Here is a 22,663-nt window from a genome sequence, read left to right on the forward strand (position 1 = left end):
GGTGGTGGGGGCAGGGGGACTTGAACCCCCACAGGCCTTTCGGCCCAAGCGATTTTAAGTCGCGTGCGTCTACCGATTCCGCCATGCCCCCGCCCGGACATCTTAGATTTCCCCCAGATGTCCTCAGGCCTTGGACCTTTCGTCCCTGCTTTCTCAAGTCCCACAGGACACGTTGTTGGTTCTGTTGGCCTACACCGTTCTGGGCGGCCTGTATCTCGTTGTGGTTCCCCTCGCCCTGTACGCGTGGATGAACCAGCGTTGGCATCGCATGGGCAAGCTGGAGCGTCTGGGGATCTATGGCCTGGTCTTCCTCTTTTTCCCGGGGATGATTCTGTTTGCCCCCTTCCTCAATTTCCGGCTGCGCGGGCAAGGAGACGTCTGAATTGACGCGTGGCAAGGTTCTTCTGATCGGACTTGCAGTCCTCCTGCTGGGCGGGCTTGGGCAAGTCGGCTTTCAGGCTGCAGGCTTTGAGGGGTTTTCGGCAGGGATTGCTGCGGAGGCCCTGCTGGTTGTGATTGTGGTGGTGTGGACAAGCTCTTACCTGTTCCGTGTGGTCACCGGCCAGATGACCTACATGGATCAGCGGCGTCGCTACCGCGAGGTCTACGACAAACAGGAAGCTGAGGCGCTTCAAGCCCGTTTTGATGCTCTTCCCGAGGAGGAGCAACAGGCGCTGTTGCGCAAGATTGGAGCGGATGCCTCGGTTCCCGCGGACGGCGATGCCCCCGTCGACTCATAGGCTTCCGAAGTTTGTTCCTGGTCGGTTGACCGAGATGCCCAATCAGCAGTCCTCTTCCATCGCCCAGCGCTTTGAGCAGCTGAAGCAGGACGGTCGCCTCGCCTTGATGCCATTCCTGATGGCCGGCGATCCGGATCTCTCTGTCACCGCTGATGTGCTGCTCAGCCTGCAACGTGCAGGGGCTGACATGGTCGAACTGGGAATGCCTTACAGCGACCCCCTCGCTGATGGGCCGGTCATTCAGGCTGCTGCGTCCCGGGCCCTTGCCGCCGGAACCACGCCAAAGGGTGTTCTGGACATGTTGCGCTCGTTGAAAGGCCAGCTGCAGATTCCCGTGATCCTGTTCACGTATTCCAATCCACTGCTCAATGTGGGGATGGAGGCGTTTTGCCAGTCCGCAGCGGAGGCTGGTGCGGCGGGTTTGGTGGTCCCTGATCTACCCCTTGAGGAAGCGGAGCGGCTGTCGACAATCGCAGAGCGTCATGGCTTGGATTTGGTGCTCTTGGTTGCACCTACCACTCCCCAAGATCGGATGGGTCGGATTGCTACATGCAGCCGAGGTTTCACCTACCTGGTGAGTGTCACCGGTGTCACCGGTGAGCGAGCTCAGATGGAAAGCAGGGTTGAAGGTTTGGTGCAGCAACTCAAACAAACCTCACCGGTTCCTGTTGCGGTTGGTTTTGGGATCTCAGGTGCCGAGCAGGTGCGTCAGGTTCGGGGTTGGGGTGCCGATGGAGCGATTGTGGGCAGTGCACTTGTGAAACGGATGGCAGCAGCATCGCCCGGGGACATTGCTCAGGAAGCTGGTCGTTTTTGCGCTGAGTTGCGTGCCGCTGCCGATCAGCCCTAGGGGCTGCCATCCCGCTCAAGCCACCAAAAACCCCGGCGTTGGCCGGGGTTGCACTGCTTTTTAATGTTGAATCACTCGTCGTCTTCGTCGGTGGCACCCACCGGTGTCAGACGAATTTGTTTGCGACCAAGTTTGATTTCAAATTCATCTCCAGGTTTCAGGTCGAGCAGCGCTGTATAGGCCTTGCCGATGAGAAGATTGCCGTTGCCTTGCACAGTGGCCACATAGCTGAGTTTGCGGCCGCCTTTGCCCACTCCGCCAACTCCACCCACGCCAAGACTGACGCCTTTGGCCTCCAGCAGTGCTTCATAAAAAGCGGTGAAATTCAGACGTTCACCACCATCTTTTTTCGTGGAGACATAGCCACAGGCACGAACAAGGTCAGACTTGCTGATGTCACCCAGGTCTTTGACTTTATTGAGAAGGTCGCTCCCAGTGAGCATCGCTTTCGAGAGATATCAACCTTCACAACATAGCCATGGTTCAAGCGGCTATGCCATCATTTTCTACTGAAAAGTTCGCTGTTATTTCATCCTTCGCTATGGCACGTTTCGTTTTGTGGGGCATTTACTGCGCGGATGCTCTTGAGAAGCGTGCTCCCTATCGGGATGAGCACCTTGCTCGTCTCCAAAGTCTGAAAGAGCAGGGAACGCTGGTCACGCTCGGACCCACCGAGGGAAGCACCCATGTTTTCGGGATCTTCGAGGCCGACAGCATCGACGTCGTCCGCAGGCTGGTTGAGGACGACATCTATTGGAAGCAGGGGATCTGGACGGCGCTCGAGGTTTATCCCTGGGTCCAGGCGTTCTGAGCTTGCATGAGCACCCATTCAGCCACGAGCTGATCTCCATCGCTCCCGAGAACATCGGCGTAACCACTCATCTGGCCTCGCCCTTCCCGGGCGATGTCTGCGATGGCGTCCACAGTTGCGATCTGCTCACGCTCGAGGGTCTTCAGCTTCAGGTTTTTCCCCCTGCGAATGATGTTGCGACCGTTGATGTGGCATCCCGCGCAGTGCTGTTCGAATAACAGGGCGCCGGCGCTGGCGTCAGACCCGGCAGCCAGCGAAGCGCCGGCTGATCCAAGGCTCAGTATCAGAACAAGAAACGCACCAATGCAGCAGCGCAGGAGGTGGCTCAGCACAGGGATGATGTGGCTTGGATCAGTCTGCTTGAGCAGGTGATGCCTCCTTCTGGAACCGCTGGATCAGTTCATCGGGAGAGCGATAATCCTTCGGAAGCGAGGTGTGCAATCGGTTGAGGTAGTCCCAGCAAACCGTCCGGCGAATGGCGTTGAGGTCGCGTCCATCGGCCACAAGGCGACGCAGGGCCTGGCAGTAGGTCGAGAATCCAGCCTCCAGATCTCCGATGGTGAGTGCCTTGGTTGCGGACGGCATGAAACAGAAGGTCAGGATCTTCTGACTTTTGCGTCGATCCCCTGATTGGTCTGTTGTCAGGATCACCGTTGGAGTTGTGCGGTGGTCCCCGTGGCGGAACAGGATCTGATCCGTTTCCTCAGCAAGATCTCCCAACTTCAGGCCCTTGCGGAGCGTGTGCGGAACGACTCCAGCAGCCGCGAAACACTGGCGGCTTGTGCGGACCACAACCAGGTTGTTCAGTTGGCCCGATCCTGGGGGTTCGACATCGGTCGGCGCTGGGGTGAGCGTGACCATCGGCCGGGGGGAGAGGCCAACCTGCTGGCGACCCCGTGCCCTTCACCGGGTGAGGAATCAACCCAGGTGTTGGCGTCTGCCGAAACATGGAGGCTGCTGTTGATCGCCTCCAACGGCTTCAGCTCCCCCCGTGACGAATGGATGGATCAGTGCGATCACGAATGGGTGCTTGTGCTGCGGGGGAGTGCCTGTGTTGCGCTGCAGAACCCCGATCGGATTGTTGATCTCAGTCCAGGGGATCATCTGCTGCTTTCGCCCCATCAACGCCACCGGGTCGAGCGCACTGATCCCGATCCAGGAACCCTGTGGCTGGCCTTGCACTGGGATGCTGCTTAAGCCCGGCGAGGCACGCCACTTCCACGATGGCCCGTGCAGCCCCCAAAAGGCAATGAGCACGACAGCTGATTGCCTTCGGTCGGATCGCTGACGAGAGTGACTGCATCGAGATCGGAGGAGCCCATGACGGCCGACACTCCACCTGAGCAAGCCCCAGAAGCAGACTGACTTGCTGGCCCCTGCTCCAACAGTTTCCACCCATTCGTAAGCGATTCGTCTGGCGCGACAACGAAGAGCGTCAAGCCAGTCGACTCCCCTCTGCATCGTTCGTAGGTGCCCTGCAGGAGAGCCGCTTCACACCTGGACCCGATGGCCCCAGGGTGCCTTGAGCCAGACGCTTCGATCTTCCTGTCTCAGTTCCATTGCTGGAGGCGTTTTTCCAAGGCATCAGACACTGAAGTTGAGGTCGATTGCCATGCGCAAACGAGCGAGTTAGGCCGTCTTTCCATCGGGAAGGGCGGCCTTCCTTTTGTTCGTTAAAGCTCAGTCCTGGAAATCAAGCTTGTTGGCTGATCCTCCGCGGCCCAGTCGTTTGCGGGAGGGAGTGGCGTTCGCACGCTTCACCAACCAGTAAGCCGCTGAAAGTGAGACGACTGCGATCCCGAGGCCCACCAGCAGCTGGGGTTTGTTTTCAGCACCGGAGGGCAGCACGATCACCTTTCGAGCCACAGCCGTCAGCGCGGTGACCAGAACCAGTTCGATCTGCACCACGTGGCGCCTCAGGTAACTGGTGATGTTTTGCAGCACCTCCAGCGCGATCAACACGGTGAGCAGATCGCCAAGAATCTTGATCAGGTCATCGCCCAACCACGTCGCCGCTGACCCAGTCAGCAATTTGGAGCCCAAGGAAACAATCAGCTGGATGATGGCGGCGCTGATCACCACGGCCGTGATCAGGGTGAGCAGTCGGGCGACCTCGCGCTCACCTGCATCAACGAAACCGAGAAAACTTCTCTTGGAACGCGTGGGTTCACTCACGGGCTTCAGTCGTTGAAGGGGTTGTAGTAGGGGCGAGCCTTGGTGTCGCTGGCTGGGTTGACCACTTTGGTGTCGCAGGTGACGGAGCCATCCTCCGCCTTGATGCAATCGGCTTCGATCTTGCTGTCTTTGCCCGTGGCGCTACCCGGTCCCCGCAGCCACCCCTCGGTTTGCGAATGGGCCGAGGCGACGCCGAACACCGTTCATCAACAGAACGGAGGCGCTGAGGAGGTTATTTCGCGTCATCGGGGCGATGTCTGAGCCACCACTTTGCCCGTGTCGGCCGTTAATCGGTGCAGTCGTCTCGAATTTCCTGCAAAAGCAGATCAAGTTGCCCGAACGGATCGTCGTCGGCCGTCGCCACACCGGCAGGTTCGCTGGAAGGCTGGCCATGCCATTCGGCTTCAACGCTGCAGAGCCGATCAGCCAGTCCAGCCAGTCCACGCATGTTGTGTTCGCGCTCCAGCACCTCAAGCAGGGCAGGCATTCGGGTCGACACAGCGCGCAGGTTTCGACGCAGGTCGGCCTGGGTGCGCCCTTGCTGCTTCAACCAGTCCTTCAGCAGCAGAGTGAGATCCGCTTCAAATTCAGGGGTCCAGCCAGACATTGATCAGCGATTCAGTTCAGCGGTTTCAGTTCAGCGATTCAGTGCGCCAGGGGAAACCAGCGATCCAGTTTGCGGCGAGCTCGCATCCGGATGGCTGGAGTGACGTGATTGCTCCACAGACCCACCATGGCCGTCAGCGCCACCAGATCATCACTGAAACCGGCCACCGGCAGCAGGTCTGGAATCAGGTCGGCCGGCATCAGTAGATAACTCAGGGCAGCGAGCATCGTCAGCCGCGCGGCTGAGGGGGTTCCGGGGTCAAGCATCAACTCCAGGCCTTCCAGGGCTGGGGCGGCAAGACCTCTGCCGGTCCGCTGCAACAGGCGCCGCAGCAGGTTTTCGTCGATCACCTCCCCTTCAAGCACATCCGCTTCAACGGTGGTTCGCGCAGCCTGGTCAGTCATGCGGAGGGAACTGGTTGGATCCACTCTCCCCAGTTCCTCCGCAAGACGCCAGCGGGTCGTGCCGATCTTCAGGGTGTGGATTCCACGAGTCCGCTTTGAATGCCCGTCTTGCGCAGTTTGCGCAGGGCCCGCTGCACCACCTGACGGCAATACTCCCGTGAACAGTTCATGTGGCGTGCCACCTCGGCAAGGGTGGGCCATTCGTTGGTGCCATCCAGCCCAAAGCGCAGGGTCACAACGGTGTGTTCTTTCGGGGTGAGATTGGCTTTGGCCAGCAAAGACCACACGGACGCGGTGCGTTCAGCGATCTCGGCCCGTTCCAGCGGCGGGAGCTCCTCGCTTGGCAGCACATCCACCAGCTCGGAAGGATCCGATTTCGATTTCACAACCCCCTGCAGGCTCACGGTGACGCTGCGCAGTTCACAGGCCAGCAGATCTTCCACCTCAGCGATGGGGATCTCCATGAACTCCGCGAGTTGCTCTCCGCTGGGGCTGAGGCCATTGCGCTGCATCAAGCGTGCCTTGGCAGCCCGCAATTTGGTGAGCTTTTCGTTCACATTCACGGGAATGCGAATCGTGCGGCTTTGGGTGGAGAGCGCTCGATTCAGCCCCTGTCGAATCCACCAGTAGGCATAGGTGGAGAAACGATGGCCGCGGGTGGGGTCGTATTTCTCAACGGCTCGGGTGAGGCCAAGGGTGCCCTCTTGAATCAGATCGAGAAGATCCAGGCCCTTGCCCTGATAACGCTTGGCCAGATTGACGACAAGACGAAGGTTGGACGTGATCATCTGATTCTTGGCCCGTTCACCACGGCGAATCACGCCTTTTTCTTCATCGCTGTACTCACAGGCTGGGCCACTCCCGCCAGCCAGATGACAGCGTTCTGTGATGGCGACCATCGCCTGAACCTTCCTCCCCATCATGAGTTCCTGCTCTGGAGTGAGCAGTTGATGGCGACCAATTTCGCCGAGAAAAGCACTCAGAGAACTCGTCATCATGACGATACGGCTGAATTGAACCTAGAACCAAAGTGTTTTTTTCTGGCGGTCATAATAAAGACTCCCGAATTAATACTTTGTGCGCTATTTCACTCTTTCTTCCTGTTACTGAAGTGAATCTTTCATTGTTAATTCAATTGGGTGGCTAAGGTCGCCGCACCTTCCGCCGCCACGCCCATGCCCCTGGCCGTCGCTCTCACGTCCGACATCGCCAAAAACGCCGGCGTTGCCTACGTTCATTACCTCAGTTTCATGCTCTGCTTTGGCGCTCTGGTGCTGGAGCGGAAGCTGATCAAAGCGGATCCGAATCGCCAGGAAGCCACGGCGATGGTGATCACCGACATCGTTTATGGCATCGCTGCTCTGGCTCTTCTGGTCAGTGGGATCCTGCGGGTGATCCACTTCGGCCAAGGGGCTGAGTTCTACACCCAGAATCCGCTGTTCTGGTGGAAGGTTGGTCTGTACCTCTCCGTGGGAGGCCTGTCGCTGTATCCCACGATCACCTACATCCTCTGGGCGATTCCGCTGCGCAAGGGTGAGCTGCCGAAGGTGAGCGAAGCCCTGGCCAAGCGTCTGGCATGGATCATCAACATTGAACTGGTCGGCTTCGCCAGCATTCCGTTGATGGCGACCCTGATGGCCCGCGGTGTGGGTCTTCCCGCCGCCTGATGCAGCCCGAGCTCTGTCCTCCACAACAGCAGGTTCGAACCCTGCAGGTGGCTTTGGAACGCCAGCCTCCAGGCCAAAGGCCGGGCTATGCCTCCTCCATCGCCACCACCTCCATGGGCCCTCCGGTGTTGAAGCACTGGTGCGTGTGGGTTCAGCCCGCCGCCGCCACGCCGGCCAACCGCTGGGACCAACGCTGGCTTGATCAAGTGTCATCGGCGCTGACCACCTGGCGTGCACTGGTTCCGCTCACGCTGGTGGACAATCCGGACCAGGCGAACGTGTTGATTCATCGGCAGCGTCCGGCCCGCCGGCAGGTGGCTGGGGTGTGGCGCGCCAGCAACGGACGCACACAACTTCAGGTTGTGGACGTGCAGCGCCAGGGCCGCCGAAGGCTTGAACCCCTGGTGAAGGTGATGGTGTCACCAGGGCTGCGAGCGGAAGCACTGCAGGCCACCGCTCTGCATGAACTGGGTCATGCCTTTGGCCTCTGGGGCCACAGTTCGGTTCCTACTGATGTTCTGGCGATCAGCCAGGGCGAGCGTCCGGTGTTGGTGCCATCGCAGCGGGATCGCCTCACGCTGGCGTGGGTCATGCAGCAGACCACCCGTTTCGGTTCAACGCTTCGGAAGCCCATCGAACCGGCCGAATCTGAATCACTTGAGTGACGTCACCATGCGGGCGCGGCATGCTGCCGGCAGTCATGCTTGATCGATGCACCTGGTCCGTTCTCTGGCGCTGGCTGGTCTGCTGCTGAGTCTGGTGGGTTGTCGTTCCAACAACAGCCTGCCCCAGCAGAACCCACAGGTTCGAGCACCGATTCGGATTCAGCTGGACGGCAGCAATCCAGCAGCCAGTGAAGGTGTGTTGGATCGTGCTGAGGGGCCGTTGCGTTTCACCGTTGGCCATGGTCGTCATGGGATTGCCTGTGAAGGCACCACCTTTGAAGAGGGCATCACTCCGCTTGGAACCTTTCAGGTCAACGCCATCCTCAGCAACGACCGCTTCGAGATGGATCCCGCACTGGTGGAGCAATCCGGCAAATCAGAAGAGGAGCTGCGCGAGAGCCTCTTCACCAACATGAACTCCATTGACTTCAAAGGTGATGGGGAAACCGGGGAATACGGCGTCGGCTACATCAGCCTGGCTCCTGTGCCCGCCACCGATCAGCCCTTCCGTTTCAACACCTACGACGGCGTCTTCCGCTGGTACAGCTTCGCCATTCACGGCACCAATGACGAGTCCCGGATCGGCAAGGCGGTGACTGGCGGTTGCATCAACGCCGGAAAGCTCACCATGGGGGTGTTGTTGGACACCGTGGAGCTTGGCGATGAAGTTGTGATCAGCAGCGACAGCCCCTGTCTGCCTTAGTGCCGGCGCGGGGCACCACGACGTGCGGCCAGCACTTCCTGCACCTGCCGCCAGCTCACGCCGTGATGGGCCAGGGCCACCTGCATGTGGAAGATGATGTCCGCCGCTTCGCCGGCGATCTCGGCGGCATTGTCGTCTTTGCAAGCCATCACGAATTCAGCACTCTCCTCGCCGATTTTCTTGAGGATGCTGTTGTCTCCCCCCGCCAGCAGCTTGTTGGTGTAGCTGCCCTCTTCCGGTTTCTCGCGTCGCCCTTCGATCACCCGGAACAGTTCGGTGCAAGCATCCGTTGGTGGCGCTAGGGCCTCGGTGCCACCTGTGGTTCGTGCATCGCTGTTTTCGTAGAAACAGCTGCGGGAGCCGGTGTGGCAGGCCACATCCCCAGCCTGCTCCACGGTCACCAGCAGCACGTCGGCATCGCAGTCGTAGCGGATCTCCCGCATCGTTTGAACGTGACCGCTGGTGGCCCCCTTGTGCCAAAGCTCCTGGCGTGAGCGGCTCCAGTAATGCACTTCACCACTGCGCAGGGTGGCTTCGATGGCCTCCCGGTTCATCCAGGCCACCATCAGCACCGCCCCGTCCAGCCAGTCCTGGGCCACAGCTGGAATCAGCCCCGCTTCGTTAAAACGGAGTTGGTCAATGAAGGCGGGGCTGAGGGGCTGCATCAGGCCTCGGACATTCGGGCAACGCCTGAATCTTCCCGCAGCGTGCTCCATTCCGCGTTTTCACCCCTTGCTCGTTTCTCCGACCCCCTACAGCTGCAGCAAAGCCTTCAGCGGCTATCCCTGCTGTCACCGGCAGTGGCGCCACCAGGGCCATTGCCGCTTCGTGCATGGGTACAGCCGCAGTTTCAACCTCTGGTTCGCCGCAACGGAGCTGGATGCCTGCGGGTTTGTTGTTGATTTTTCCAGCCTTCGCCCCTTCGAAGAACGCCTGAGGCAGCAGTTCGACCACACCTTTCTGGTCAATGCCGACGATCCACTGCTGGCGGAATGGCAGCGGTTGCATGACCTCCAGGCCATTGATCTCCGCGTGATGGAGAACGTAGGCATGGAGGCAACGGCGGCCTTGATCTGGACCTGGGCCAATGAGCTGCTGCGGGAGCGGGACGGCGGTCGCACCTGTTGCTTTGGCGTGGAGGCGCGGGAGAACAGCCGCAATGCCGCCACCTACAGCGCTGTTCCCGCCTGGTTTTCAGCGCAGGGCTAACGCGTCCGCTTCCAGCTCCACGCTGATCGCCTGCCCTTCGCTGTAACGACCCGCCAGGATTGCTTTGGCAATGGGTGTCTCCAGTTCCCGCTGCACAGCGCGTTTCAGCGGTCGTGCCCCGTAGACGGGGTCATATCCGGCATTGGCGAGCCAGTCGGCGGCCCCATCGCTCATGCTGAGCTCCAGCTTGCGCTCAGCCAGCCGCTGGCGCAGACGTTCCACCTGAAGGGTGACGATCTGGCGCAGTTCCTCCCGCCTGAGGCTGTGGAAGATGATCTGATCGTCGAGGCGATTGAGGAATTCCGGCCGGAAATGGGCCCGGAGAGCGTCATTCACCCGGCTTTCCATCGCTCCATGCTGCTCGGGATCGCCGGCCAGCTCCAGGATCGACTGGCTGCCGATGTTGCTCGTGAGTATCAGCACGGTGTTGGTGAAGTCCACGGTGCGGCCCTGCCCATCGGTGACACGGCCGTCATCGAGGATCTGCAGCATCACGTTGAACACATCCGGGTGGGCTTTCTCCACCTCGTCGAACAGGATCACGGCGTAGGGCCGACGACGCACCGCTTCGGTGAGCTGGCCACCTGCCTCATAGCCCACGTATCCGGGAGGTGCCCCGATCAAACGGCTCACGGTGTGCTTCTCCATGTACTCCGACATGTCGATGCGCACCATGGCGTCGTCGCTGTCGAACAGCCGGTTGGCGAGGGCTTTGGAGAGTTCCGTCTTGCCCACACCGGTGGGGCCGAGAAACAGGAAGCTGGCGATGGGGCGATTCGGGTCGCTCAGGCCAGCCCTGGAGCGTTGAATCGCATCCGCCACGGCGGTCACGGCCTGGTGCTGGCCGATCACCCGCTGATGCAGGTCATTCTCCAGCTGCAGCAGCTTTTCCATTTCGCTCTGCACCAGCCGCGCCACAGGGATTCCGGTCCACTTGGCGATCACCTCGGCGATGTCGTCTTCACACACCTCCTCCCGCAGCAAGCCTTTCTCGCCTGGCTCCTCTGAGGCGATCTGGGTTTCCTGTTCGAGCAACTGCTTCTGCAGCGAGGCCAGGGTGCCGTATTCCAGTTCCGCCGCTTTGTTGAGGTCGTAGCTGCGTTTGGCCTGTTCCACCTGCAGCTGCACCCGTTCGATCTCCTCCTTGAGCGAAGACAGCTCATCGATTGCGCCTTTCTCCTGCTGCCACTGGGCATTCAGGGAACTTTGCTGTTCCCCCAGCTCCGCCAGTTCCCGCTCGATCCGTTGCAGCCGCTCCTGGCTGGCACTGTCGGATTCACGGCCGAGGGAGAGCTTCTCCATCTCCAGCTGGAGGATCTTGCGATCGATTTCATCGATCTCCTCCGGTTTGGAGGTGATCTCCATCTTCAGGCGAGCGGCTGATTCATCCACCAGATCGATTGCCTTGTCCGGCAGAAAGCGGTCGGCGATGTAGCGGCTGCTCAACACAGCCGCTGCCACCAGGGCACTGTCGGCAATGCGCACGCCGTGATGCACCTCATAACGCTCTTTCAGACCCCGCAGGATTGAAATCGTGTCTTCCACCGTGGGTTGATCCACCAGCACCTGCTGAAAGCGACGCTCCAGGGCGGGGTCTTTTTCGATGTGCTGGCGGTGCTCATCGAGGGTGGTGGCGCCAATGCACCGCAGTTCCCCCCGGGCCAGCATCGGCTTGAGCAGATTGCTGGCATCCATGGCTCCACCGGTGGCGCCAGCGCCCACCACCGTGTGGATTTCATCGATGAACAGCACGATCTGGCCTTCCGAGGCGGTGACCTCCTTGAGCACAGCTTTGAGCCGTTCCTCGAACTCACCGCGGTATTTCGCACCGGCGATCAGGGCTCCCATGTCGAGCGCGATGAGTTGACGGTTCTGCAAGGCCTGTGGCACATCGCCATTCACGATGCGCTGCGCCAATCCCTCAACAATGGCGGTCTTTCCAACCCCTGGTTCGCCGATCAGCACGGGGTTGTTTTTGGTGCGCCGGCTGAGGATCTGGATGGTGCGCCGGATCTCCTCGTCGCGACCGATCACCGGGTCTAGCTTTCCGTCACGGGCGGCGGCCGTCAGGTCCCGTCCGTACTTTTCAAGCGATTCATAGGTCCCTTCCGGGTTCTGATCGGTCACCGTCTGGTTGCCTCTCACAGCTGTAATGGCTTCGTTGAGTTTGCTGGTGTCAACGCCCGCTTGGCTGAGCAGTTGCCTCCCGCAGCGGTCATCGTCGGCCAGGGCCAGCAACAGATGTTCGATGGCGATGTAGCTGTCACTGAATCCATCGCGGGCTGTTTCGGCGCGATCCAGGCAGCTGTTCAGGGAGCGTCCCAGAAACACCGATTCCGGTGGAGAGCCAAGACTGGGCTGCTGCCTGAGATGGTTGTCGACGGCCGCCTGGAACGTGCCAATGTCGACCCCTGCTTTGCTGAGAATGCGTCCAGCCAGACCGTTCTGCTGCAACAGCGCAAGCAGCAGATGCTCCGTTTCAAGTTGCTGATGCCTGGCGCTCTGCGCCAGTTGCTGGGCGGCGACGATGGCGGCCCAGGCTTGTTCAGTGAACTGTTCCGCCGTGGGTTGCATCTCGGATGCGTTTCAAACTGGGTTCACCGTATGGGGCTTGTTCCGTCTTCAGTGGGGGCAAACCGAAGCCTTGGGATCGGTCCTCACGCCAGGGGGCGGCAAACCGTGGTGTCTTTTTAGAGTTTGCCGAACTCCTGGATGCCCATGCCTGATCAGCCGCTGGTGAACTCCCTCGTCCAGCAGGGTTTGGCGCTGGCAGCAACGGCTGGCGGTGAGCTGGAACGCAGCTGTTGGATGGTGGTGCATGAGCACCACCATGGGGTGAAACCCACTGAGTACGACATCCGGGAAATTGACGAGGATCTCTATCTGGCTGTGTTGCAGGCGGCCAAGCAGGCCCAGTCCGCCGCTTGATCAGCCGCTGAGCAGCTCCCGTAGGAGCGCGCGGTGAGCGTTTTCGGCTTCGATGCTCTCCCGCATCTCTTTGGGGAGGTGGGCTTCAAGGATGTCCTGTTTTTTCATCTCCGTTGCATAGCGGCTGCTGAACGCGCTGAAGCGATCGAGATACGACCTTGCGACCTTTGGGGTGAGGGCAATCACCTCCAGAGCGTGTTTGAAGTGGAGGTAGGACACGGTCCACTCCACCAGCTCGTCAAAACTCTGCAGGCCAAGCGGGTTCTCAGGAAGCGTCATCGATGCATCGCCCATGGCTTCAACCAAAGCCCTTGGCTTTGGCCTTGGCCTGGGCCGTTAGGTCCTTCAACCGGCCGTTGAGCAGAACATCGCGTTCACGGTCTGCTCCCACATGGGGTGCGATCTCCACCCCAGCGCTCCGCATGGCCTGCAGCGCTGCTGCTTCCTCAGCTGAGCCCGTGTCACTGGCGAGGTAGCGCTCCACGGCCGCAGCCCCTGGGGCGTCAGCAGCGAAGTAGACCGTTCCCGGACCTCGCCGCTCGATGGTTTGCTGCCGCTGCCGGCGGCGCTGCTGCACGCTCGCCCAGAGCCGGCCTTGATTGGCGGTCATGAAGGCGTTCAGATCCGCGGCGTCGGTGTCTTCCGCCAGGGCCATGCTGGTGCCGTCGATGAAATCACTGAGCAGGGTGACAACGGCCATCAGGTCTTTGGTGGTTGCGGGGCTGTTGATTGGGAGGCTGTTGATTGCGAGGGATTTGATTGGAAGGGTGGTGATTGAAACGAGCGCTGGATTCGGCTGGTTTCGAACCAACTGGTGATGGCTGATTCGCGGGCGTCGTCGCAGAGATCCCGCTGGATCACATTGAAGCCGTGGCGGCGTGCCAGGGCCAACAGTTGATCGTTATCACGGCATTGGGCTGCATCACGCCGCAAGCCCTGGTGGTGCTCCACAGCCCGCAAAAAATCGCGAAGAGCTTCACGACTCATCGCCTGGACCAGCCCAATTCGGCCCGTTGTTCCACGTAGGTGGCCACCGCCATGATCTCCTCTTCACTCAGTTTGTCGGCATAGCTGGGCATGGCATTCAGCCCATCCTCGATCTCATGCTCCAGGGCCTCTAGCGGGGAGCTGGAGTAGGCCTCCACATGGTCGTTCAAGTCTCTGATCTTCAGTGTTCTGTTGGCGCGGATCACATTGCCGCCCCCCATGTGACAAGCCGCACAGTTGCTGTTGAAAATCTGCTCCCCTCGCTCCAAGGCGGAGCTTTCGATCGTGTCGATCGCCATCGCCGGAGCAGACAGCAGGCCTGTTGCGCCAACGATCAACAGCAACGTCAGCATCAGGCCTGATAGGCGTGCCATCGCAACCCCCCTCAATGCCCCAAGCTATCCATCGTTGCCGGCAAAAAAAAGAACCCCGGACTGTGGTTGATACACAGCCCGGGGCTTTCAGTTCAGTTTGAGATGTTCAGAGATTTCCTCAGAAATCCAGATATCACTCAACGATCACCTTGCCGACCATGCCAGCACCGCGGTGGGGCTCGCAGTAGAAGTCGTAGGTGCCAGCGGTGGCGAAGGTTTCCTCCCAGGATTCGCCGGGGTTGAAGGCGAGGTCAGAGTGGCTGTACTCGTCGTGGCCTTCGAAAACTGCGTTGTGAGGAGCCAGTTTGTTGTTGACGAACTTGACGGTGTCGCCGGCCTTGATGTTCACGGTGGCCGGCTCGAAAGCCAGCATGCCGCCATCGGTGCCGAGCTTCACTTCAACAGTGGCGGCTTGAGCGCTGCCGACGTTGAGGCCGATCAGCATCAGGAAGGCGCAGCAGGCGGCTGCAATGGTGCGGATGACGGAGCGCATGAAAGTGCTAGGTCGATGCATTGACCATACGCGCGGGTCTGGGGGTTCCGCGGTTGGGCAGGCCGGAATCGCTAAGAACTGTTGCCAAGTCAGGAGCATGGCTGCTGCCACCGAAACGTTCCGGTTGCGTCACCGGGTCATGGATGAAGTGGCGCTGGCGAATGCTGAACCGGTCCCATGCATTCACTTCGATGGGCAGCACGCTGATCAGGGTCTCAATCAGCCATGGCCAGAGCGGAATGCCGGGCGTTCGGGCCACACCGCGCCAGCGGCAGAGGGTTTTCACGGTGTCGTTCACCGAGATGGCCGGTTGTCCCATCACCACCCGACGCAGGGCGCCTTGCCCGGGTTCTCGGTTCGGTTCATGGGGGCGGGTGGCCAAGAGGCCGCAGATGCGGGCGATGTCTTCCGCATGGATGAAGTGGAAGCTCGCATCCACCCGAAGCCAGCGGGCCAGCCAGAGCCAACGGCTGACTTCAGCCAAACCTTCGGTGAGGTAGCTGGTGGGGAAGGGGCTGGTGCCGTCGACCCGTCCACCGAACACCAAGGTGGGAAACACCGCCACGACTTTGCTGGCCAGAGGGTGCTGCTCAAGATCCCTGAGGCAGCGAGCCTTGGTTTGGATGTATTCCGTGCCGTAGGCCAGAGCTTCCGGCAGGGGGCGCAGGTGCCGATCGAGCACGCTGGCCGTGGAGAAATAAATGACCTGCTCCAGTTCGCTGGGATCCAGAAGCGCCAGCATCCGTTTCACCGCTACCACATTCACCTGTTCGGCTCGCTCGGGGTCACCCCAGGCCGTGGCGGTGTGAATCACCCGGTTCACCGAGGCCAGTTCTTTGGCAAAACGGTCGGTGTCCCGCAGGTCCCCGACCAAGAGGCGGATGCGGGGATGGTCTGTTGGAACAGCGGTGAGTTTGGCCGGGTCCCTCAGCCAGAGCAGCAGCTCGGCATCTGAGTGGTCCAGAAGCCAGCGGGAGATGTACTGACCGACGCATCCGCTGGCGCCGGTCACCAGGATGCGGGTCAAACGACAGCCCCGAGACGGTCCATCACGCTCTTGCCGGCCCGGAAGAAGGCTTCACCGTTTTCTTCCGGTGTACCCGGCAGGATTCCATGGCCGAGGTTGAGGATGTGCTTGCGGCCGCGGGCCTTGCGCACGCAGTCATCAATGCGGGCCTCAATTGCCTCTGGGGTGCCGAACAGCAGGCCGGGATCCACGTTGCCCTGAACACCAATGTGCTCCGGCAGACGTGCCAGGGCTTCGGCCATGTCCACCGTCCAATCCAGCGAAACGATGTCAACTCCGGTGTTGGCCATCCGCTCGATCACGCCGGCGCTGCCGGAGATGTAGAGGATGAAGGGGGTGTCGGGGTGTGTCTGCTTGACCAGATCCACCACCTTCTTCTGATAAGGCGCAGCGAAGGTGTCGTAGTCCGCTGGGCTCAACTGGCCCGCCCAGGAATCAAACATCTGCACCACCTGGGCGCCGGAATCAATCTGATAGCGCAGGTAATTGGCGATCGACTCAGCGAAGTGGTCGAGCAGCTTGTGCAGGATCTCGGGCTCGCGGAAGGCCATGGCCTTGATCACCGCGTAGTTCTTGCTGCTCTTGCCCTCCACCACGTAGGCGGCCAGGGTCCAGGGGGCACCAACGAAGCCGAGAACAGCTGCTTCGTTGCCGACGCTTTGGCGCAGACGACCCAGCACTTCACCCACAAAGGGCATCGACTCGGCGGGGTTGAGGGGGCGCAGGGCATCCACCTGGGCCATGCTCCGGATTGGATCGCCGATCTGGGGGCCTTTGCTCTCGATGATTTCGAAATCGATTCCCATCCCCGGCAGGGGCGTGAGGATGTCGGAGAACAGGATCACGCCATCGGGCTTGAAGGCGTGAAACGGCTGCATGGAGATCTCATAGGAGAGATCAGGGTTTTCGGAACGCTCACGAAAGCTGGGGTACTTGTCCCGCAGGTCCCGGTAGATCTTCATGTAGCGACCGGCCTGGCGCATCATCCACACCGGAGGACGCTCCACCGATTCACCGCGCGCAGCACGCAGGAGCAGGGGTAAAGAGTCGCTCATCAAGCCCGGTCAGGTCAGCCGGAAACCTACCCGAATCGAGGCCTTGGCTAGAGCTTTACCCCCTCTTTGTCATCACGTTCGTCACACGATGTTGTCCGGCTCGCTGCTGCTCAGGCTGCGTTTCGGGTCGTGCTTGAACACCATCAGGCTCAGCGGCGGCAGGCAGAGATCCAAGGAGTTCTCGTAGCCGTGGATGCCCCACTCGTCCGTTGGTTTGCCGCCCATGTTGCCGAGGTTGCTGCCGCCGTATTTGGCTGCATCGGAGTTGAAGATCTCCTCGTAGAACCCAGAGAGAGGAACGCCCACGCGGTAGTGGGAGTGACTTTGGGGTGTGAAGTTCGCCACCACCACCAGCCAGGTGCCGCTGGCGCTTTCCCGACGCATGAAGCTGATCACGGAGTGGCGGTTGTCGTTGCAATCGATCCACTGGAAGCCGAACTGGTCGAAGTCGTCCCGCCAGAGGGCCGGTTCTGCCTTGTAAAGAACGTTGAGGTCATCCACCAAACGCTGGATGCCCTTGTGGGGTTCGTAGTTGAGCAGATCCCACTGGAGATCGCCCCACACATTCCATTCAGCCCGCTGGCCGAATTCCATCCCCATGAAGATCGTCTTCTTGCCGGGGTGCGTCCACATGTAGGAGAGCAACGCCCGGGTGTTGGCGTACTTCTGCCAGTCATCTCCCGGCATCTTGTGCAGGAGATGGCTCTTCCCGTGCACCACTTCATCGTGGCTCAGGGCCAGCATGAAGTTCTCGGTGTAGGTGTACCAGATCGAGAAGGTGATGTTGTTCTGGTGGAACTGGCGGAACCACGGGTCCAGCTCGAAGTAATCGAGCATGTCGTGCATCCAACCCATGTTCCATTTGAGGTTGAATCCGAGGCCGCCGCTGTCCGTGGGCTGCGTCACCATCGGCCAGGTGGTTGATTCCTCCGCGATCGAGAGGGCCCCTGGGAAGTGCTGGAACAGCACGTGGTTTGCCTGCTGCAGGAAGCGAACGGCTTCGGTGTTCTCCCGACCACCGTTCTCATTGGGCAGCCATTCCCCGTCGGGACGCAGGTAGTCGCGATAGAGCATCGAGGCCACAGCATCCACGCGAATGCCATCGATGTGAAACTGCTCGAACCAGAACACCAGGTTGGCGACGAGGAAATTACGAACCTCGTTGCGGCTGTAGTTGAAGATCAGCGTTCCCCATTCCTTGTGTTCCCCGATCCGGGGATCACTGTGTTCATAGAGATGGGTGCCATCAAAGAAGGCCAGGCCGTGGGCATCCTTCGGGAAGTGGCCCGGAACCCAGTCGATGATCACGCCGATGCCTTCGGCGTGACAGCGATCCACGAAGGCCCGGAATTCATCGGGCGTTCCGTAACGGCTGGTGGGGGCATACCAACCCGTCACCTGATAGCCCCAGGAGCCGTCGAAGGGATGCTCGGTGATCGGCATCACCTCGATGTGGGTGAAGCCCCTCTCCTTGACGTAAGGAATCAGCCGATCGGCGAGTTCGGCGTAGGTGAGCAGGCGAGCACCGGGTTTCATCTCCGCGGCGGGAACGGGCGTCCGAGGGGTGCCGTCGGGTTGAATCCAAGGCTCATCCGCTGAGGCGTGGATCCAGCTGCCCAGGTGCATTTCATACACCGAGATCGGTTGATCGAGCGCGTTGCTGCTGTCGCGCTTCTGCATCCAGCCCTGATCGGACCATTGGAATCCGCTTAGGCGAGCCACAACGGAGCTGTTGTCCGGGCGAACCTCGTGCTGGAAGCCGTAAGGATCAGCCTTTTGGTAGCAGTGGCCCTCTTGGGTACGGATTTCGTACTTGTAGAGATGTCCCTCCTCGAGGCCGGGGATGAATAGTTCCCAGATGCCCCCGACGCGTTGCTGCATGGGGTGGTGACGTCCGTCCCATGAATTCAGATCTCCAATCACGGAGACGGTGAGAGCGCTGGGCGCCCACAGACAGAACATCACCCCCTTGACCCCGTCACGCTCGGTGAGGTGGGCACCCATCTTTTGCCAGATGTGGTGATGGTTGCCTTCAGCAAACAGGTGGCGATCCATTTCGCCCATCCATTCGCCGCGGAAGGCCCAGGGGTCGTGTTGTTCGTGCACGATCCCGCCCCGCTCAACTCTGACCCGATAAGTGCAGCCGGGGTCTCTGTTGAGCTGTGCCTCGAACACCCAGGGGTGGTTCGGCGTTGTCATGGCGATCTCGTCGCCAGCCTGCAACAGGGTGACTGTTTGGGCTTCCGGCATCCAGATCCGCACGGTCCAACCCTGATCCGAGGGTTGAGGACCAAGCACCGCAAACGGGTGGTCATGGCGACAATTCGCCAACCGTTCGCCGTCCTGCACCATCCAGTCGAGGACTGCGGCGACACCCATGGGAGATCTGTGAATTGGGCGAGATGTTAAGCCCGATTTACGAAACAGATCCGCTGTTAATCAGACGAAGTCTCGGGAAATGTCGACGTTGATGATCCGACCGCTTGCGTCAAAGATCACGAACAGGTTGGTGGTGGCCTGGCCGAAGGCGACAGCCACCAGCACGAGCTGCTGATCGCCGCCTTGATGGGCGATCACAGCGTCCTTGACCTTGCGGAACCCACCTGACACCTGGCTGAGCTTGGTCCATTTGCGTTCCAGATCTCCCGGGGCCAACTCCTACTGGAGTTGGAGGGACATCTTGGATCGCGCGGCAATCCAGCGTCCTGCTGCCAGGTCGCGGGTGAAGTCGAGGGCCGTTGTCTCGATCGGCTGGATCCTGTCGCTCCACTTCCAGGCGAGCAGTTTGCCGTCCTCATCCAGCACCATCAGCACCCCTTCGTCACCGAATGCAGTGGTCACCACCGCATCGATGGTTGTTGTGTTGTAGCCAGGGGTCACGCTGACAACGCGGGCTGCATCAATGGCCGCGCGTTGGTTCAGGCGTGCCTGGACGCTCTTCACATCAACACTGGTCTGAACCGGGGCTGCGAGAGCGTCATGCATGACGTCTCCCTGGCGATTTTTGAGCGCCTCCAGCAGCAGTTCAGCCGCCGTTGTTGCTTGGGCTGGGGTGAGTTCGGTTCTGGTGAGTTGCTCCGCTGCTGCGGGACTGATCAACCCCATGGGAGCCGACAGAGCGATGGCCAGAAGGGCAGCGGAGAGCTACAAAGCACAAACGTCAGTCGAGCTTCAGTCTGCCGGAATCAAAGGGGTTCAGCTGCAGGGTGGAGCCAGCAAGTTTCAGTGTCAGCGTCACCACAAGATGCTCTGGACTTGGTGCTCCGCAGGGAACGGCATCGTGGCCAGGGTTGACGCCAATGGCGGGCCACGCTGCTGCGGCAACGGAGATCCTCAGTCGATCGCCACAAGCCAGGCTCGCGTGCAGCGGCTGGAGGGTCACGCTGCGCCTGGCTGGCTGTAACGCCTCCTCTCCGCGAACCCGTGCGACTCCCGTGCTCAGTTGTTCAACGCTGTGGGTTTCCGCGGGCAGGCGCGAGAGGCTGATGCAGAGATCAAACCCGGGCTGGTCCGCTTCGGCGTCCAGCAGGAGGTGCGGTTGACCTGACAGCAGCAGCTCATCAACCAGGGGTGCGGTGGTGAATGTCGCAACGTCGCTGCGTTGATCCACGGCCGTGCGCTCCGCCGGCCCAGGGGTTGTTCCGAGGTGTCCACCTATGGCCGGAACCGGTCGCCAGGGGTCATGAACGATGACCACGCTTCCTACTCCCTCTCCATCCGCCACAAGGGCACCGTCGCTTGGGTCGATGCAGCCCAGTCCATGGCTGCGCAGTCCCCATGACGCTGATCTACCCGTGTCCGGTGCGGGGATCGCATCCCACTGATGCTGGGTGATGTTCCAGAGCTGGTGGCTGGGCTGCGGTTCCTGCGGGGGGCGATCCTGCAGATGCTGTTGGAAGAACTGAAGCATCAGCTGCTGGGTTTCCGGCCACCACTGCAGATGGGAGGCAGGCCCGATGTGCAGGGATGGCTGCCCGCCGGCCGCTTGGCTGCGATGCCAGAGGTCCAGCAGACCCACCAGATGCGGATCCCACCATCCACCGATCAACAGCATCGGCCGCTGGAGCCAGCTCTCCGGGGCGTGATGAACCGTCCACTGCTGATCGTTGCTGGGGTCGTTGTTCAACCAGCTCCAGGCCATGCCTTCGGGGTCATGGCGCTCCAGCAGGGTTGGTCCGTCCCGCAAATAGCGGTTGTCTTCAAGGCTGCGGCGGATCTCCAGCCAGGCCGTTGCATCTCCGCGTCGCAGGGCCTGGAGGGCCGCCAGCTGCAGCCCCCATCCCAGGCCGAGGTGCCACCAGTGGGCACCGCCTTCACAACTCCAATGGCGTCGTTCGTCCAGGCCGGTCATCGCCGGAGCGGTGCACTCCGGCGGTGGGGCCGATTCCGCTGCGGTGAGCTGGGTCAGACCCTGATACGAAAACCCGTAGACCCCCAGGCGTCCATTGCATTCCGGTAGCTGGCGCACCCAGGCATGGGTGGCGGGGGTGTCGGCTGCTTCCTGACCAAACCCCCGGAAACGTCCTTCCGACTCTCCTTGTCCTCGGACGTCCTGAACAACCACCAGGAAGCCATGGGACGCCCACCAACTGGGGTGGGCGTAGGTGACGGTTGAGGCGATGCGGCTCCCGTAGGGCTGCCGCATCAGCAGGGCAGGCCAGGGGCCTTCGCCGCTGGGATGCCACAACCGTGAACGCAGCTCGACGCCATCGGCCGTCCTCAGCGCTGCAGACCGGCAGACAATTCCGCTGGTCTCAGCGGACATCGGCGCAATGCATCCCCACGATGTAGGTCATGAGGATTTCCGCATCCTGAAAACTCAGCTTCTCGCTGGCGGCGACCTGATTGATGTAGGGATTGGAGAATGGCGATCGGCCGTTGGCGTTCATTTGCCGGAACGAACGGCACATGGCCTTTGCTTTTTCAGGATTGCGTTTGACGCTGTTGAGCAAGTCCGAGTCAGCGGCAACCACGAGCAATGGTGAGCCCAGGAGCGCCAGAGCGATCAAAGCTGTGCGTAGGAGTTTCAAGCCCATAACAGGTTCATACGCAGGATTGGATGCCAAGGCAGGGTGACTAGGGTCAGTTCGCCAGTTGCCTGGCGCGGCGGATCCAATCGCCGGCCACCCGCAGATCCACCACGGCAGGCCGTTTGGTTCCAAGGCTGCGCTCCAGCCTTCCGGTCTGGCGCACGAGACGTTCAGGGGTGCATGCCGCCAGAGCGGCGGGCGTGGCGATGCCCGCATGCATCAGCAGCGCGGCGTCCTGGGGAGGCAAATCCAAGCGGCAGACCAAATCGGCTATGCCTCGCAGCCGCTTGAGGTTTCGGGCCGAAGCCTGGCCACTGCGGGCGAGTTGGCTCAGTTGCAGATCCGTTAGATCACGAATGCTGGACCAGCGCTGGATACCGGCCCGATCCAGTTCCTGTTGTTCCCTGCGAAACGACTGGGGGAGCTCCTCGATCGCATCGTTGAAGTTCGTCATCAACGCAAGGTCTTGCTCGCCTCGCCCAGGATGACGGGGCGTCCCAGCCCATCGCCCTCCGCCTTGATGCCCCGCAACCGCACCAGCACGGTGCTGCTGGAGCGACCTGAGCCGCGCAGGTTGCCCTCCAATTGCTCCAGGGTGGCTTGAACTGTTGTTGGGGCCAGGTCGGCAGGAACCTGTGCGACCACCAGGTCGTTGCCGTTATCGAACACGATCGGTGCCCGCACCGCACCCTCCACCACCACTGGCGGTGTGTAGCTCACGCCGAATGCCCAGCAACTCACGGCCAGCAGCAGGGTGAAGCTGCTCACGCCGACCAGTCGAAACCGAATGCCCCACTTGGCGAGAAAGGCAACTGCCGTTAGCGCTCCAAGCCCAAGCCCAGACCAACCCAGCCAGGGAGCGGCAGTAAGCAGCAGCTGATCGAAGGCCATGGGGTCTGGTGGACTGAAAACAGTCTCCTTATATTGCGCGAGATTCC

The 22,663-nt window shown here is 60.8% G+C and carries 34 protein-coding genes and 1 tRNA gene; 10 read left to right on the top strand and 25 right to left on the bottom strand.

All coding sequences use genetic code 11. The features are described 5' to 3' along the window. Positions 1–2: 2 nt before the first annotated feature. Positions 3–91 (bottom strand) — tRNA-Leu (locus DXY33_RS07730). Between the two features lie 39 nt (positions 92–130). On the opposite strand from DXY33_RS07730, the gene DXY33_RS07735 reads away from it, so the two are divergent. The 3 genes from DXY33_RS07735 to trpA are packed head-to-tail and all read left to right on the top strand — an operon-like array spanning position 131 to position 1,590. Next, the gene (locus DXY33_RS07735; protein WP_115132416.1) at positions 131–382 is read left to right on the top strand and encodes an NAD(P)H-quinone oxidoreductase subunit L; all 252 of its coding nucleotides are present in this window, start codon (positions 131–133) and stop codon (positions 380–382) included. 1 nt (position 383) lies between these two features. Then, the gene (locus DXY33_RS07740) at positions 384–740 is read left to right on the top strand and encodes a DUF3007 family protein (protein WP_115008825.1); all 357 of its coding nucleotides are present in this window, start codon (positions 384–386) and stop codon (positions 738–740) included. Between the two features lie 34 nt (positions 741–774). Beyond that, on the top strand, positions 775–1,590 hold the full coding sequence (gene trpA, locus DXY33_RS07745) for a tryptophan synthase subunit alpha (protein ID WP_115008826.1): 816 nt from the start codon (positions 775–777) through the stop codon (positions 1,588–1,590). Between the two features lie 71 nt (positions 1,591–1,661). On the opposite strand, the gene DXY33_RS07750 is transcribed toward trpA, so the two are convergent. Then, positions 1,662–2,033: an AbrB family transcriptional regulator gene (locus DXY33_RS07750; protein ID WP_115132417.1), complete on the bottom strand. Its 372-nt coding sequence runs from the start codon at positions 2,031–2,033 to the stop codon at positions 1,662–1,664. Positions 2,034–2,131: 98 nt separating this feature from the next. On the opposite strand from DXY33_RS07750, the gene DXY33_RS07755 reads away from it, so the two are divergent. Then, positions 2,132–2,401 carry a YciI family protein gene (locus DXY33_RS07755; protein WP_115132418.1) on the top strand — a complete coding sequence of 90 codons (270 nt, stop codon included), beginning with the start codon at positions 2,132–2,134 and terminating at the stop codon, positions 2,399–2,401. On the opposite strand, the gene DXY33_RS07760 is transcribed toward DXY33_RS07755, so the two are convergent. Further along, positions 2,377–2,733 (bottom strand): c-type cytochrome, encoded by a 357-nt coding sequence (locus DXY33_RS07760; protein ID WP_115132419.1) that lies wholly within the window; start codon positions 2,731–2,733, stop codon positions 2,377–2,379. The genes DXY33_RS07755 and DXY33_RS07760 overlap by 25 nt on opposite strands. Positions 2,734–2,752: 19 nt before the next feature. Continuing rightward, a complete protein-coding gene (locus tag DXY33_RS07765; protein ID WP_114988622.1) occupies positions 2,753–2,986 on the bottom strand; it encodes a DUF3136 domain-containing protein in 234 nt (77 codons plus the stop codon). A 90-nt stretch (positions 2,987–3,076) separates the two neighbouring features. On the opposite strand from DXY33_RS07765, the gene DXY33_RS07770 reads away from it, so the two are divergent. Continuing rightward, positions 3,077–3,598 carry a Nif11 domain/cupin domain-containing protein gene (locus tag DXY33_RS07770; protein ID WP_115132794.1) on the top strand — a complete coding sequence of 174 codons (522 nt, stop codon included), beginning with the start codon at positions 3,077–3,079 and terminating at the stop codon, positions 3,596–3,598. Positions 3,599–4,081: 483 nt separating this feature from the next. Here the strand turns inward: DXY33_RS07770 and DXY33_RS07775 are convergent, their stop codons facing one another. The 5 genes from DXY33_RS07775 to DXY33_RS07795 all read right to left on the bottom strand — a co-directional run bounded on the left by DXY33_RS07775 (position 4,082) and on the right by DXY33_RS07795 (position 6,582). Then, complete coding sequence (locus DXY33_RS07775) at positions 4,082–4,576, bottom strand: phosphate-starvation-inducible PsiE family protein (protein WP_114988340.1); 495 nt, start codon at positions 4,574–4,576, stop codon at positions 4,082–4,084. Between the two features lie 5 nt (positions 4,577–4,581). Next, positions 4,582–4,776, bottom strand: coding sequence for a hypothetical protein (locus DXY33_RS07780; RefSeq protein ID WP_115132420.1), 195 nt, complete (start codon positions 4,774–4,776; stop codon positions 4,582–4,584). Positions 4,777–4,862: 86 nt separating this feature from the next. Then, the gene (locus DXY33_RS07785; RefSeq protein WP_114988339.1) at positions 4,863–5,183 is read right to left on the bottom strand and encodes a hypothetical protein; all 321 of its coding nucleotides are present in this window, start codon (positions 5,181–5,183) and stop codon (positions 4,863–4,865) included. 38 nt (positions 5,184–5,221) lie between these two features. Then, the gene (locus DXY33_RS07790) at positions 5,222–5,587 is read right to left on the bottom strand and encodes a YkvA family protein (RefSeq protein WP_115132421.1); all 366 of its coding nucleotides are present in this window, start codon (positions 5,585–5,587) and stop codon (positions 5,222–5,224) included. 68 nt (positions 5,588–5,655) lie between these two features. Beyond that, on the bottom strand, positions 5,656–6,582 hold the full coding sequence (locus DXY33_RS07795) for a sigma-70 family RNA polymerase sigma factor (protein ID WP_115132422.1): 927 nt from the start codon (positions 6,580–6,582) through the stop codon (positions 5,656–5,658). Between the two features lie 180 nt (positions 6,583–6,762). On the opposite strand from DXY33_RS07795, the gene DXY33_RS07800 reads away from it, so the two are divergent. From DXY33_RS07800 to DXY33_RS07810, 3 genes are read left to right on the top strand one after another with little or no spacing between them, the layout of a single operon-like run. Further along, on the top strand, positions 6,763–7,254 hold the full coding sequence (locus DXY33_RS07800) for a DUF2214 family protein (RefSeq protein WP_011363983.1): 492 nt from the start codon (positions 6,763–6,765) through the stop codon (positions 7,252–7,254). Further along, positions 7,254–7,919, top strand: coding sequence for a peptidase (locus DXY33_RS07805; protein WP_115132423.1), 666 nt, complete (start codon positions 7,254–7,256; stop codon positions 7,917–7,919). Before DXY33_RS07800 ends, DXY33_RS07805 begins: the two co-directional genes overlap by 1 nt. A gap of 46 nt (positions 7,920–7,965) precedes the next feature. Beyond that, positions 7,966–8,622 carry a L,D-transpeptidase gene (locus tag DXY33_RS07810; RefSeq protein WP_115008835.1) on the top strand — a complete coding sequence of 219 codons (657 nt, stop codon included), beginning with the start codon at positions 7,966–7,968 and terminating at the stop codon, positions 8,620–8,622. On the opposite strand, the gene hisIE is transcribed toward DXY33_RS07810, so the two are convergent. Next, the gene (gene hisIE, locus DXY33_RS07815; RefSeq protein ID WP_115132424.1) at positions 8,619–9,287 is read right to left on the bottom strand and encodes a bifunctional phosphoribosyl-AMP cyclohydrolase/phosphoribosyl-ATP diphosphatase HisIE; all 669 of its coding nucleotides are present in this window, start codon (positions 9,285–9,287) and stop codon (positions 8,619–8,621) included. The genes DXY33_RS07810 and hisIE overlap by 4 nt on opposite strands. A gap of 67 nt (positions 9,288–9,354) precedes the next feature. Here hisIE and DXY33_RS07820 point away from each other — a divergent pair, with 67 nt between their 5' ends. Continuing rightward, a complete protein-coding gene (locus tag DXY33_RS07820) occupies positions 9,355–9,831 on the top strand; it encodes a 6-carboxytetrahydropterin synthase (protein WP_115082067.1) in 477 nt (158 codons plus the stop codon). Here DXY33_RS07820 and clpB read toward each other — a convergent pair. Continuing rightward, positions 9,817–12,405 (bottom strand): ATP-dependent chaperone ClpB, encoded by a 2,589-nt coding sequence (clpB, locus tag DXY33_RS07825; protein ID WP_115132425.1) that lies wholly within the window; start codon positions 12,403–12,405, stop codon positions 9,817–9,819. The genes DXY33_RS07820 and clpB overlap by 15 nt on opposite strands. Before the next feature lie 144 nt (positions 12,406–12,549). Here clpB and DXY33_RS07830 point away from each other — a divergent pair, with 144 nt between their 5' ends. Then, entirely contained in the window at positions 12,550–12,759 is a 210-nt protein-coding gene (locus DXY33_RS07830; protein WP_115132426.1) for a hypothetical protein, read from the top strand. On the opposite strand, the gene DXY33_RS07835 is transcribed toward DXY33_RS07830, so the two are convergent. From DXY33_RS07835 to DXY33_RS07895, 14 genes are all read right to left on the bottom strand, one after another. Continuing rightward, positions 12,760–13,038, bottom strand: coding sequence for a hypothetical protein (locus DXY33_RS07835; protein WP_244275937.1), 279 nt, complete (start codon positions 13,036–13,038; stop codon positions 12,760–12,762). 19 nt (positions 13,039–13,057) lie between these two features. Continuing rightward, positions 13,058–13,459, bottom strand: a complete 402-nt coding sequence (locus DXY33_RS07840) for a hypothetical protein (protein ID WP_115132428.1) — start codon at positions 13,457–13,459, stop codon at positions 13,058–13,060. Beyond that, positions 13,459–13,746, bottom strand: coding sequence for a Nif11-like leader peptide family natural product precursor (locus DXY33_RS07845; RefSeq protein WP_244275939.1), 288 nt, complete (start codon positions 13,744–13,746; stop codon positions 13,459–13,461). The genes DXY33_RS07840 and DXY33_RS07845 overlap by 1 nt, the downstream gene beginning before the upstream one ends. Next, complete coding sequence (locus DXY33_RS07850) at positions 13,743–14,120, bottom strand: c-type cytochrome (protein ID WP_115132429.1); 378 nt, start codon at positions 14,118–14,120, stop codon at positions 13,743–13,745. The genes DXY33_RS07845 and DXY33_RS07850 overlap by 4 nt, the downstream gene beginning before the upstream one ends. A gap of 133 nt (positions 14,121–14,253) precedes the next feature. Then, complete coding sequence (gene petE, locus DXY33_RS07855; RefSeq protein ID WP_038555756.1) at positions 14,254–14,613, bottom strand: plastocyanin; 360 nt, start codon at positions 14,611–14,613, stop codon at positions 14,254–14,256. A 7-nt stretch (positions 14,614–14,620) separates the two neighbouring features. Then, on the bottom strand, positions 14,621–15,640 hold the full coding sequence (locus DXY33_RS07860) for an NAD(P)-dependent oxidoreductase (protein WP_115132430.1): 1,020 nt from the start codon (positions 15,638–15,640) through the stop codon (positions 14,621–14,623). Further along, positions 15,637–16,695, bottom strand: a complete 1,059-nt coding sequence (gene hemE / locus DXY33_RS07865) for a uroporphyrinogen decarboxylase (RefSeq protein ID WP_115132431.1) — start codon at positions 16,693–16,695, stop codon at positions 15,637–15,639. The genes DXY33_RS07860 and hemE overlap by 4 nt, the downstream gene beginning before the upstream one ends. A gap of 81 nt (positions 16,696–16,776) precedes the next feature. After that, positions 16,777–19,074, bottom strand: a complete 2,298-nt coding sequence (gene glgB / locus DXY33_RS07870) for a 1,4-alpha-glucan branching protein GlgB (protein WP_115132432.1) — start codon at positions 19,072–19,074, stop codon at positions 16,777–16,779. Between the two features lie 60 nt (positions 19,075–19,134). Then, positions 19,135–19,350: a hypothetical protein gene (locus tag DXY33_RS12685; RefSeq protein WP_244275941.1), complete on the bottom strand. Its 216-nt coding sequence runs from the start codon at positions 19,348–19,350 to the stop codon at positions 19,135–19,137. 3 nt (positions 19,351–19,353) lie between these two features. Next, a complete protein-coding gene (locus DXY33_RS12690; protein ID WP_244275943.1) occupies positions 19,354–19,800 on the bottom strand; it encodes a hypothetical protein in 447 nt (148 codons plus the stop codon). Positions 19,801–19,855: 55 nt separating this feature from the next. Continuing rightward, positions 19,856–21,460, bottom strand: coding sequence for a CocE/NonD family hydrolase (locus tag DXY33_RS07880; protein ID WP_115132433.1), 1,605 nt, complete (start codon positions 21,458–21,460; stop codon positions 19,856–19,858). Beyond that, a complete protein-coding gene (locus tag DXY33_RS12695; RefSeq protein ID WP_244275945.1) occupies positions 21,450–21,761 on the bottom strand; it encodes a hypothetical protein in 312 nt (103 codons plus the stop codon). Before DXY33_RS12695 ends, DXY33_RS07880 begins: the two co-directional genes overlap by 11 nt. A 16-nt stretch (positions 21,762–21,777) precedes the next feature. Next, positions 21,778–22,179 (bottom strand): DUF4332 domain-containing protein, encoded by a 402-nt coding sequence (locus DXY33_RS07890; RefSeq protein WP_115132434.1) that lies wholly within the window; start codon positions 22,177–22,179, stop codon positions 21,778–21,780. Continuing rightward, the gene (locus tag DXY33_RS07895; RefSeq protein ID WP_115132435.1) at positions 22,179–22,616 is read right to left on the bottom strand and encodes a Ycf51 family protein; all 438 of its coding nucleotides are present in this window, start codon (positions 22,614–22,616) and stop codon (positions 22,179–22,181) included. Before DXY33_RS07895 ends, DXY33_RS07890 begins: the two co-directional genes overlap by 1 nt. Between the last annotated feature and the right edge of the window lie 47 nt (positions 22,617–22,663).

The organism is Synechococcus sp. N26 (genome assembly GCF_900473975.1).
Lineage (GTDB): Bacteria > Cyanobacteriota > Cyanobacteriia > PCC-6307 > Cyanobiaceae > Parasynechococcus.

Bases quoted from the DNA above. Each gene is read 5' to 3' on its own strand.
- trpA (WP_115008826.1), top strand. From the start codon at position 775: ATGCCCAATCAGCAGTCCTCTTCCATCGCCCAGCGCTTTGAGCAGCTG.
- DXY33_RS07750 (WP_115132417.1), bottom strand. From the start codon at position 2,033: ATGCTCACTGGGAGCGACCTTCTCAATAAAGTCAAAGACCTGGGTGAC.
- DXY33_RS07755 (WP_115132418.1), top strand. From the start codon at position 2,132: ATGGCACGTTTCGTTTTGTGGGGCATTTACTGCGCGGATGCTCTTGAG.
- DXY33_RS07765 (WP_114988622.1), bottom strand. From the start codon at position 2,986: ATGCCGTCCGCAACCAAGGCACTCACCATCGGAGATCTGGAGGCTGGA.
- DXY33_RS07785 (WP_114988339.1), bottom strand. From the start codon at position 5,183: ATGTCTGGCTGGACCCCTGAATTTGAAGCGGATCTCACTCTGCTGCTG.
- DXY33_RS07790 (WP_115132421.1), bottom strand. From the start codon at position 5,587: ATGACTGACCAGGCTGCGCGAACCACCGTTGAAGCGGATGTGCTTGAA.
- DXY33_RS07795 (WP_115132422.1), bottom strand. From the start codon at position 6,582: ATGACGAGTTCTCTGAGTGCTTTTCTCGGCGAAATTGGTCGCCATCAA.
- DXY33_RS07800 (WP_011363983.1), top strand. From the start codon at position 6,763: ATGCCCCTGGCCGTCGCTCTCACGTCCGACATCGCCAAAAACGCCGGC.
- DXY33_RS07805 (WP_115132423.1), top strand. From the start codon at position 7,254: ATGCAGCCCGAGCTCTGTCCTCCACAACAGCAGGTTCGAACCCTGCAG.
- DXY33_RS07810 (WP_115008835.1), top strand. From the start codon at position 7,966: ATGCACCTGGTCCGTTCTCTGGCGCTGGCTGGTCTGCTGCTGAGTCTG.
- hisIE (WP_115132424.1), bottom strand. From the start codon at position 9,287: ATGCAGCCCCTCAGCCCCGCCTTCATTGACCAACTCCGTTTTAACGAA.
- clpB (WP_115132425.1), bottom strand. From the start codon at position 12,405: ATGCAACCCACGGCGGAACAGTTCACTGAACAAGCCTGGGCCGCCATC.
- DXY33_RS07830 (WP_115132426.1), top strand. From the start codon at position 12,550: ATGCCTGATCAGCCGCTGGTGAACTCCCTCGTCCAGCAGGGTTTGGCG.
- DXY33_RS07835 (WP_244275937.1), bottom strand. From the start codon at position 13,038: ATGACGCTTCCTGAGAACCCGCTTGGCCTGCAGAGTTTTGACGAGCTG.
- DXY33_RS07840 (WP_115132428.1), bottom strand. From the start codon at position 13,459: ATGGCCGTTGTCACCCTGCTCAGTGATTTCATCGACGGCACCAGCATG.
- DXY33_RS07845 (WP_244275939.1), bottom strand. From the start codon at position 13,746: ATGAGTCGTGAAGCTCTTCGCGATTTTTTGCGGGCTGTGGAGCACCAC.
- DXY33_RS07850 (WP_115132429.1), bottom strand. From the start codon at position 14,120: ATGGCACGCCTATCAGGCCTGATGCTGACGTTGCTGTTGATCGTTGGC.
- petE (WP_038555756.1), bottom strand. From the start codon at position 14,613: ATGCGCTCCGTCATCCGCACCATTGCAGCCGCCTGCTGCGCCTTCCTG.
- hemE (WP_115132431.1), bottom strand. From the start codon at position 16,695: ATGAGCGACTCTTTACCCCTGCTCCTGCGTGCTGCGCGCGGTGAATCG.
- glgB (WP_115132432.1), bottom strand. From the start codon at position 19,074: ATGGGTGTCGCCGCAGTCCTCGACTGGATGGTGCAGGACGGCGAACGG.
- DXY33_RS12690 (WP_244275943.1), bottom strand. From the start codon at position 19,800: ATGGGGTTGATCAGTCCCGCAGCAGCGGAGCAACTCACCAGAACCGAA.
- DXY33_RS07880 (WP_115132433.1), bottom strand. From the start codon at position 21,460: ATGTCCGCTGAGACCAGCGGAATTGTCTGCCGGTCTGCAGCGCTGAGG.
- DXY33_RS07890 (WP_115132434.1), bottom strand. From the start codon at position 22,179: ATGACGAACTTCAACGATGCGATCGAGGAGCTCCCCCAGTCGTTTCGC.
- DXY33_RS07895 (WP_115132435.1), bottom strand. From the start codon at position 22,616: ATGGCCTTCGATCAGCTGCTGCTTACTGCCGCTCCCTGGCTGGGTTGG.